This is a genomic window from Streptomyces sp. DH37, assembly GCF_029813835.1.
Taxonomy (GTDB): Bacteria; Actinomycetota; Actinomycetes; order Streptomycetales; family Streptomycetaceae; genus Streptomyces.
On record NZ_JARVKV010000125.1, the window covers coordinates 1 to 6,166 of the forward strand.

5 protein-coding genes and 1 pseudogene are annotated in these 6,166 nt (G+C 71.8%); 5 read left to right on the top strand and 1 reads right to left on the bottom strand.

What is annotated here, in order from left to right:
- Window positions 1-478 precede the first annotated feature (478 nt).
- Window positions 479-1,006 (bottom strand): annotated as a pseudogene (locus QC029_RS30095) (murein hydrolase activator EnvC); the annotation flags it as partial.
- 355 nt (window positions 1,007-1,361) lie between these two features.
- On the opposite strand from QC029_RS30095, the gene rpsB reads away from it, so the two are divergent.
- From rpsB to QC029_RS30120, 5 genes are all read left to right on the top strand, one after another.
- On the top strand, window positions 1,362-2,288 hold the full coding sequence (gene rpsB, locus QC029_RS30100; RefSeq protein ID WP_279559021.1) for a 30S ribosomal protein S2: 927 nt from the start codon (window positions 1,362-1,364) through the stop codon (window positions 2,286-2,288).
- 110 nt (window positions 2,289-2,398) lie between these two features.
- Window positions 2,399-3,235, top strand: a complete 837-nt coding sequence (gene tsf / locus QC029_RS30105) for a translation elongation factor Ts (protein WP_279559022.1) — start codon at window positions 2,399-2,401, stop codon at window positions 3,233-3,235.
- Window positions 3,236-3,428: 193 nt separating this feature from the next.
- Window positions 3,429-4,196 carry a UMP kinase gene (pyrH, locus tag QC029_RS30110; RefSeq protein WP_279559023.1) on the top strand — a complete coding sequence of 256 codons (768 nt, stop codon included), beginning with the start codon at window positions 3,429-3,431 and terminating at the stop codon, window positions 4,194-4,196.
- A 172-nt stretch (window positions 4,197-4,368) separates the two neighbouring features.
- Complete coding sequence (frr, locus tag QC029_RS30115; RefSeq protein WP_279559024.1) at window positions 4,369-4,926, top strand: ribosome recycling factor; 558 nt, start codon at window positions 4,369-4,371, stop codon at window positions 4,924-4,926.
- A gap of 156 nt (window positions 4,927-5,082) precedes the next feature.
- Complete coding sequence (locus QC029_RS30120; RefSeq protein ID WP_279559025.1) at window positions 5,083-6,126, top strand: phosphatidate cytidylyltransferase; 1,044 nt, start codon at window positions 5,083-5,085, stop codon at window positions 6,124-6,126.
- The last annotated feature ends 40 nt before the right edge of the window (window positions 6,127-6,166 follow it).

Here is a 6,166-nt window from a genome sequence, read left to right on the forward strand (position 1 = left end):
CTCCCCCCACCCCGCCGCGTCCCCGCGTGTGCCCCTGGGCATGCGGGCACGTCCCGCCCGTCCGCACCATTCCCGCCATCCGCACCCTCGTACCGTTCGCGCGGCGCCGCGGGCCGCGCGCGTCCGCGCGGCCCCTCCGGCACTCGGCCCCTCCGGCACTCGGCCCCTCCGGCACTCGGCCCCTCCGGCACTCGGCCCCTCCGGCGGTACGCCGCGCCGCGGACGCGCGGGACGACGACGGCGGCGAGCACCCGCGGGCGCCGCGGCACACCCGGGCGTCAGACGTCCCCGTTCACGGAGGCGGCCTCCCCGCACGCGGACGGCTGTGGCGGCGGTGGGCCCAGGCCGCGGCCACCGAGAGGGCCACGGCCACCGCCTCCGTCACCGCCTCCGCCTCCGCGATGGCCGTGCCGGCGGACGCCGGGCCACCGGCCGCCACCGTCCGCACGGCGTCGCCCGGCCCGCCCCCCGGCCCCTCCGGAAGCGGAACCCCCAGCACCGGAAGCAGCCGCGAGGGGCCGCGGGCGAGCAGGGAGAACGGGTCCAGATAGGCGTCACCGCGGCGCAGTCCCCAGTGCAGGCACCCCGCCGGGCAGTGGAAGCCGTCCGCCTCCAGCACGCCCACCACATCCCCCGGCGCCACCCGGTCGCCCTCACGCACACGCGCCCTGACCGGCTCGTACGTCGTGCGCAGCGGCGGAACTCCCGTGCCCGCGAGTTCGACCGAGACCACCCCCCGTCCGGCGACCGTCCCCGCGAACGCGACCCGGCCCGCCGCCACCGAGCGCACCGCCTCGCCGGGCCGGGCCGCCAGATCCACACCGCGGTGGCCGGCCGACCACCGCTCGGGCGGCGGGGCCCAGCCGCGCCCGACCTCTCCCGGCACCGGCCTGACCCGGCGTCCGGAATCCGGCGGGCCGTCCTCGGGGGCCGCACGGGCCGGGGCCGCTCCCGCGGCGAGCAGCGGCAGGCAGCACAGCAGTGCCGCGCAGAGTCGATGTCGCATGGGAACAGCGTGACGCGGAGGGCGGAAAGCGGGCGATCATGGACGGAGGCTGTGGAGTACCGGCCGGTTGTGGACAACTCCGTCACCCGGTCCGGGGCCCGCCCCGCCGCCCGGCGCGTTCGCGCCCGCGATCCATGCGTGTCGCCCGCCGCTTCCCCGGTCCCGTACACTTCTGGTGCGATCCGGGTCACCGGATCGACTTCGCACGCCCCGCCACCTTCCACAGGCGGCCGCGCACCTCGGTCCTCGAAGACGGCCTCCGGGCCGTGAACTTCGCAGGCAAGCGCGTCGGGGCGTCAGGAGCGGCGGCCGTCCGGCCGCCGTGTACAACCGAGTGATCCAAGGAGATACGGCCATGGCCGTCGTCACGATGCGGGAGCTGCTGGAGAGCGGCGTCCACTTCGGGCACCAGACCCGCCGCTGGAACCCGAAGATGAAGCGCTTCATCTTCACCGAGCGCAACGGCATCTACATCATCGACCTGCTCCAGTCGCTGTCGTACATCGACCGCGCCTACGAGTTCGTCAAGGAGACCGTCGCCCACGGCGGCTCCGTCATGTTCGTCGGCACCAAGAAGCAGGCCCAGGAGGCCATCGCCGAGCAGGCCACGCGCGTGGGCATGCCCTACGTCAACCAGCGCTGGCTCGGCGGCATGCTGACCAACTTCTCGACCGTCCACAAGCGCCTGCAGCGCCTCAAGGAGCTCGAGCAGATCGACTTCGAGGACGTGGCCGCCTCCGGCCTCACCAAGAAGGAGCTGCTGGTCCTCTCCCGCGAGAAGGCCAAGCTGGAGAAGACGCTCGGCGGTATCCGCGACATGCAGAAGGTGCCCAGCGCCGTCTGGATCGTGGACACCAAGAAGGAGCACATCGCCGTCGGTGAGGCGCGCAAGCTCAACATCCCGGTCGTCGCGATCCTCGACACCAACTGCGACCCGGACGAGGTCGACTACAAGATCCCGGGCAACGACGACGCGATCCGCTCCGTCACCCTGCTCACCCGCGTGATCGCCGACGCCGTCGCCGAGGGCCTCATCGCCCGCTCCGGCGCCGCCGGCGAGGGCAAGGGCGAGAAGGCCGCCGGCGAGCCGCTCGCCGAGTGGGAGCGCGAGCTGCTCGAGGGCGACGCCCAGAAGGACGCCGAGGCCAAGGAGGGTGGCGAGGCCCCCGCGGAGGCCCCGGCCGCCGCCGAGGAGCAGACCGCCCCCGCCGAGGAGCAGGCCGCCCCCGCCGAGGAGCAGGCCGCCCCCGCCGAGGGCGAGAAGCCGGCCGAGCAGGCCTGACGCCGCAGGTGGTACGGCCGGGGGCGGTGCCATGAGCGCCGCCCCCGCCGTTCACCCGTCCCGTAGATCGATCCATCCTCATCGACCTTCCGAGAAGAGATTCACCGACCATGGCGAACTACACCGCCGCTGACGTCAAGAAGCTCCGCGAGCTCACCGGCGCCGGCATGATGGACTGCAAGAAGGCGCTGGACGAGGCCGAGGGCAACGTCGACAAGGCCGTCGAGATCCTCCGCGTCAAGGGGCAGAAGGGCGTCGCCAAGCGCGAGTCCCGCACCGCCGAGAACGGCGCCGTCGTCTCCCTGATCGCCGACGACAAGAAGTCCGGTGTGCTGGTCGAGCTCAAGTGCGAGACGGACTTCGTGGCCAAGGGCGACAAGTTCCTCGCCGTCGCCGACGCCATCGCCGCCCACGTCGCCGCCACCTCCCCGGCCGACACCGAGGCGCTCCTCGCCTCCGAGATCGAGTCCGGCAAGACCGTCCAGGCGTACGTGGACGAGGCCAACGCCACCCTCGGCGAGAAGATCGTCCTCGACCGCTTCGCGCAGTTCTCCGGCGGCTTCGTGGCCGCCTACATGCACCGCACCAGCCCGGACCTGCCCCCGCAGGTCGGCGTCCTGGTCGAGCTGGAGCAGGAGAACGCCGAGGTCGCCAAGGACGTCGCGCAGCACATCGCCGCGTTCTCCCCCAAGTACCTCTCCCGCGAGGACGTCCCGGCCGACGCCGTCGCCAACGAGCGCCGCATCGCCGAGGCCACCGCGCGCGAGGAGGGCAAGCCCGAGCAGGCCCTGCCGAAGATCGTCGAGGGTCGCGTGAACGGCTTCTTCAAGGAGAACTGCCTCCTGGACCAGCCGTTCGCGAAGGACAACAAGAAGTCCGTCCAGAAGGTCCTGGACGAGGCCGGTGTCACGCTGAAGCGCTTCGCCCGCTTCCGCGTCGGCGCCTGACCCGTACGCCGTACCTACACGGCGGACCGGCCGCTCCCGGTTAGGGTCGGGTTACGGGGCCCGTCCCGGTGCGTCGCGCACGGCGCGTACGGACCGGGCGACCGCAGTTGTGACGAGGAGGCCATTGCCGCTTTCAGGGACCGCGAGGAACCACCGGCAATGGCCTCCTCCGCATGTGCACGAGGAGATCCGCATGAAACAGGGCAACGACCCCGGAGGCAAAGCCTCCGACACCGACCGCAACCGCCGCTTCCTGCTGAAACTCTCCGGTGAGGCGTTCGCCGGCGGCGGCGGGCTCGGAGTCGACCCCGACGTCGTGCACAAGGTCGCCCGTGAGATCGCCGCCGTGGTCCGCGACGGGGCCGAGATCGCCGTCGTCATCGGCGGCGGCAACTTCTTCCGCGGCGCCGAACTCCAGCAGCGCGGCATGGACCGGGCCCGCTCCGACTACATGGGCATGCTCGGCACGGTCATGAACTGCCTCGCCCTCCAGGACTTCCTGGAGAAGGAGGGCATCGACTCCCGCGTCCAGACCGCCATCACCATGGGACAGGTCGCCGAGCCGTACATCCCCCTGCGGGCCGTACGGCACCTGGAGAAGGGACGCGTGGTCATCTTCGGCGCCGGCATGGGCATGCCGTACTTCTCCACCGACACCACCGCCGCCCAGCGCGCCCTGGAGATCGACGCCGAGGCCCTGCTGATGGGCAAGAACGGCGTGGACGGCGTCTACGACTCCGACCCCGCGACCAACCCCGCCGCGGTCAAGTTCGACGCCCTGGAGTACGGCGAGGTCATCGCCCGCGAACTGCGGGTGGCCGACGCCACCGCCATCACCCTCTGCCGCGACAACAAGCTGCCGATCCTCGTCTTCGAACTGCTGGCCGAGGGGAATATCGCGCGGGCGGTCCGGGGTGAGAAGATCGGCACGCTGGTGAGCGACCAGGACTCCCGCGCCTGACGCCGGCAGCGGGCACGACACGACGTCCGTACGGGAGCCCCGGCACACGGCGCCGTACGGCAACTCCGTGCCGCACGATGGGCACGGTACGGGGATGGACAACAGCCTGCCGGTCGGACACCGTGCAGGAATCAGGGCTTTCCGGCTCAATTCATCGAACCAGGAGCACGTGGTGATCGAAGAGACCCTCCTCGAGGCCGAGGAGAAAATGGAGAAGGCGGTCGTCGTCGCCAAGGAGGACTTCGCCGCGATCCGCACCGGCCGTGCGCACCCGGCGATGTTCAACAAGATCGTGGCCGACTACTACGGCGCGATGACCCCGATCAACCAGCTCGCGTCGTTCTCGGTGCCCGAGCCGCGCATGGCCGTGGTCACCCCGTTCGACAAGAGCGCGCTGCGCAACATCGAACAGGCCATCCGCGACTCCGACCTCGGCGTCAACCCCTCCAACGACGGCAACATCATCCGCGTCGTCTTCCCGGAGCTGACCGAGCAGCGCCGCCGCGAGTACATCAAGGTCGCCAAGGGCAAGGCCGAGGACGCCAAGATCTCCATCCGCAGCGTCCGCCGCAAGGCCAAGGAAGCCATCGACAAGGCCGTCAAGGACGGCGACATCGGCGAGGACGAGGGCCGCCGCGCCGAGAAGGAGCTCGACGACACCACCGCCAAGTACGTCACGCAGGTGGACGAGCTGCTCAAGCACAAGGAAGCCGAGCTGCTCGAGGTCTGACGGTCTGAGGCTGCGATTCTCGTGAACGACTCATCCTGGGGAGCACCACCGCCGGGCGCCGGATCCTCCGGACACCCCGGTCGGTCCGGTCATCCCGGCCACTTCGGATACCGGAGCACTCCCGAACAGGGTTTCCCCTCCTCGCTTCGCGCAGAGGTGGCCCCGGCCTCGGCGGGTTACGTGCACAGGGACGGCGACGCGTCGCAGACTCGGCGTATGCCCATCGTGCCCCATGCCCCCGGCGGTGACCAGGACGATCGTGACGGCCGGGCGGCCGGGCGGCCGTTCGGCGGCGGGCCGTTCCCCGACGGCGCTCCGCCCGAACCGCAAGCCGGCCCCGAAGCACCGGCCGCGCACGCGGCACGGGGCCGCTCCTCGGGCCGCAAGCGGGCGGGCCGCGACCTGCGCGCCGCGATAGGGGTCGGTCTGGGGCTGGGCGCCGTCATCCTCGCCTCGCTCTTCATCTACAAACCCGTCTTCGTCGGCGTGATCGTCGTCGCCGTCGTGGTCGGACTGTGGGAGCTGACCTCCCGGCTCGCCGAACGCAAGCAGATCAAGGCGCCGCTGGTGCCGCTGGCCGTCGGCGGCGCGGCGATGATCGTCGCCGGCTACGTCCGCGGCGCGGAGGGCGCCTGGGCGGCGACCGCGCTCACCGCCCTGGCCGTGCTGGTCTGGCGGATGACGGAGGATCCGAAGGAGTACCTGCGGGACGTCACCGCCGGTGTCTTCGCCGCCTTCTACGTCCCCTTCCTGGCCACCTTCGTCGCCATGATGCTCGCCGCCGACGACGGGCCGTGGCGGGTGCTGACCTTCCTGCTGCTCACCGTCGTCAGCGACACCGGGGCGTACGCCGTCGGCTGGCGCTTCGGCACGCACAAACTCGCCCCCCGCATCAGCCCCGGCAAGACCCGCGAGGGACTGGCGGGCGCGGTGGCCTTCGCGATGGCCGCGGGCGCGCTGTGCATGCACTTCCTCATCGACGGCGGCACCTGGTGGCAGGGCCTGCTGCTGGGCCTGGCCGTGGCCGCCAGCGCCACCCTGGGCGACCTCGGCGAGTCCATGATCAAGCGGGACCTGGGCATCAAGGACATGGGCACCCTGCTGCCCGGCCACGGCGGCATCATGGACCGCCTGGACTCCCTGCTGCCGACCGCCCCCGTGGTCTGGCTGCTGCTGGCCGTCTTCGTCGGCACCGGCTGACGACCCGCTTCCGGTACGCGTCCGGGGCCCGCCGCACCGG